Origin of the sequence: Campylobacter sp. BCW_6465 (assembly GCF_001762815.1) — a bacterium.
GTDB lineage: Bacteria > Campylobacterota > Campylobacteria > Campylobacterales > Campylobacteraceae > Campylobacter_D > Campylobacter_D jejuni.
The window spans coordinates 1-3,106 of sequence record NZ_MJXN01000066.1; the positions used below are offsets into that span (position 1 = coordinate 1).

Genomic DNA, 3,106 nt, shown 5'->3' on the forward strand with positions numbered 1-3,106 from the left:
TGGTATTTGCTTATACTTATTCAGATCATAAAGTTAATAATAAACATTCTGTGTTACAAATGGGTTTGATAGGAATGAGTATAAAAGGTTATCCTATATTTGCTATACCTAAAAAGAATAAAATTAAATTTGCTTTAGCTAAAATACAAGCTAGTCCTCTTGCTAAGATTAAGTATGATAGGATAAGATGGCAAGGGATAGGAGATAAATTAGGAGCGGCACAAAAAAGCAAAGAGAAAGCAAAAATGCTTTTATATTTGGAAAATGAAAATAAAAAAGGTAAGGTAAGTGATAAAGAAGTTCATCTTTATAAACATAATGGAATATGGCCTAAAGATACTCCAAAACCTAGAAGTCCTGATTATATTCTTGAAGATGGGGAGATTGATTGGCCTAATAAATATGGTTATAAAATTCCACCTAAACCAAGAGAAATCACTCTAAAAAAAGGGGCAAAACTAGACAGATATGGGGATAATTCAGGTGGCTTTGTTTGTCCTTTTAAAGAGAAAAAAGGAGTGATGCCTTATGAAAAAAGATCATTGCCTTATGAAGATAATGAAGCCATGCAAAAAACCTATAAAAGATATGAAGTATTAGAAGATATTAATATGGAGAGTGTTGATAGAAAGGTTAGAATGAGTGGGAATGAAGAATTAAAAAAAGATATTAAAACATTAAAAGAAAAAAACAAATTCCATTCCCCAAAAATAGGTAAAATATCTCCATGCTTTGAACAAGAAGGTGGAGGAACACAAATTAAACTTCCTATTTCCATAGAAAACTTAATGCAATTAGGTTTTATCAAACAAATATAATAATAAAGGATAAAAAATGACAAGAGAACAAGCAGAATTAATTATAGAAGAAGAAAAGTTGATTGATACAGATTGGTATCCTTCTTATAAACATTCAGGAGAATACCATCTTACCATGTGGTTTGATTCTGATAATAATAAATACGAAGCTGTTTATATTGGAGAAAGAGGAGGTGTTGAAGATGAATATTCTTTTGATAGTGAAAAAGAAGCAATTGATAAAATGTTAAAAATGAATTATAAGCAAAAAAATACGATGGAAAAGACATTAAAGAATATCTAACAAAAGAAGTAGCATTAAAAATCATCAAAGAAGAAAAACTAGAAGTGATTTGGTATGATGAAGCACTTAAACCTTTATGCGCAGGTATCAAACACGATAAACAAAGAGATAAATATATTTCTTTTATCACTAATGCTAAAGCGGAAATTATAGAATACAGAAGTATTGAATTTGATGGGGATAGATACAGTAAATATTACAAAGAGATATTTAATGATGAAAATATAGCCCTTTATGCTCTTATCAATCGTGCTAGAATGATTAAACAAAATAGAATTAGCTTTGTGTAAATACTTTCCTTATGATTTAATATAAAAAGATTTTTAGTTATAATTTCATTTTATATTTAAGGAAAAATTTATGGAAGATTTAAAACTTTTACAAAGGCGTTGGGAAGAAGCTTATGAAGCTATACCTAAACTTTATGAAACACCCGATGGGTTAATAATAAATTTCACCCTAAGTGAAGATACAGATACTATTCTTTTTAAAAAACCTTGGGAAAATTTTGAATTAGATGATGAAGATAAAGAAGCCAAATGGAGATTAAGCTTTTTTAGCATTAGCGAAGATAAACCTTTAGGATATTTAGAATATAAAGAAGCACTAGAAAAACTACAAGATTTTTCTTTAATTCAATCAGAAGAAAGGATTTTAATTAGAGCAATGAGTTTAGAAGAGCTTGAAAGCTTAGAGCTTAAAGGGTGGTAATGCTTCCTCAACCTATATTTTTAAATAAACTTGTAGAATTTTTATCTGATGAGAATTTAGATATTGTAAATATGAAAAAAGGTGTAGATAAAATTTTTTCTAAAAAAGATTTTTACGCTATATTAGAATTAAATATTAAAATTATGAATATAGCGAAATTAATTTTTAAAAGTGATGAACAATTAAATATATTATTACCACAAGCTTCTGATTATAAGAATACAAATTATTTTCCTCAAGAATTAGAGTTAAAAAAAGAAATGGATGTTAATCTTAATGATTTAAAAAATTGTGATAATAAAAAAATAATAGAAATAATAAAGCAAGAATATCAAAATAATCTGATTAAAGAATTGGATATTAATTCTCAAAAAGAAAAAATCAAAATACTTTTTATTATTAATGAAGTGCCAAAATTTTTAAAATCAATCTATAAAGAATGTGAGTTTAAAGAATATGGATTAGCAAATTATTTGGAATTTGATGAAATTTGGGATTTTTATGAAAATAATATTAGATATTTTACTATTTTAACTCCTATGGGTGCAAATAAAATAAAATTGCGTTTAGAAAATACACAAAACAGCGAAAAAGAACTCAATATCATAGAAGTAAATTTAGATAAAAAATAGATTTTAATAACAAAAATAAGCAATTTCTTTTTCTACTCAAATTTAGACTATTTGTGTTAAAATAATAAATATAAAAATTAAAAACATAGTGAAATTATAAACACCATAAACTCAACCCCCAAAAGGATCATCAATGTCCCTTAATTCTTATATGAGTCTTGATATATCAAATTCTACTTCAAATCCCCTACCCTTTAAAATCACTAAAGCCATTATCAAAGAAAGTTAGGAGATGAAGTGATTATTTCTTTTTTAGATGATGATATAGATAAACCTTATGTGAGCTCTAGTTTGTACAATGGGACCAATCCAAGTTTAGTAAATCTTCCTTTTAATGATCATCAAACTTCTCTTTCTTCTAAAACCATAGGTGTTAATGAAGAAGGTTATAATGAACTTACCCTCTCAAATATAAAAGATAAAGAACAAATTTATTTAAAAGCCCAAAAGGATTATGATGAATTAGTCCAGCATAATTTCACTCAAAGAATCTTAAATGATAAAGATTCTATAGTGGATGGAATTTATAATGAAAGGATTAAAAAGATTCATACTCAAACCATAGACTTAGCTAAAAATGTCAATGTAGGAGGAGAATACTTAACTAATGTAGGCTTATCTAAAGATACCATAGTAGGATTAAGCAATACCTTAAATGTAGG

The 3,106-nt window shown here is 26.5% G+C and carries 4 protein-coding genes and 1 pseudogene; all 5 read left to right on the forward strand.

Annotation, left to right across the window (positions count from 1 at the left end):
- Window positions 1-818: TNT domain-containing protein (locus AJ886_RS03895; RefSeq protein ID WP_070287151.1), on the forward strand; the 818-nt coding region annotated here is incomplete at its 5' end.
- A gap of 16 nt (window positions 819-834) precedes the next feature.
- Window positions 835-1,391: pseudogene (locus AJ886_RS10965) on the forward strand (hypothetical protein).
- A 70-nt stretch (window positions 1,392-1,461) separates the two neighbouring features.
- Window positions 1,462-1,812 (forward strand): DUF4299 family protein, encoded by a 351-nt coding sequence (locus tag AJ886_RS03905; protein ID WP_044779597.1) that lies wholly within the window; start codon window positions 1,462-1,464, stop codon window positions 1,810-1,812.
- Window positions 1,812-2,444 carry a hypothetical protein gene (locus AJ886_RS03910; protein ID WP_070240313.1) on the forward strand — a complete coding sequence of 211 codons (633 nt, stop codon included), beginning with the start codon at window positions 1,812-1,814 and terminating at the stop codon, window positions 2,442-2,444. The genes AJ886_RS03905 and AJ886_RS03910 overlap by 1 nt, the downstream gene beginning before the upstream one ends.
- A 237-nt stretch (window positions 2,445-2,681) precedes the next feature.
- Window positions 2,682-3,106, forward strand: a 425-nt coding sequence (locus tag AJ886_RS03915) for a bacteriophage T4 gp5 trimerisation domain-containing protein (protein ID WP_410002370.1), incomplete at its 3' end; no start/stop codon positions are given.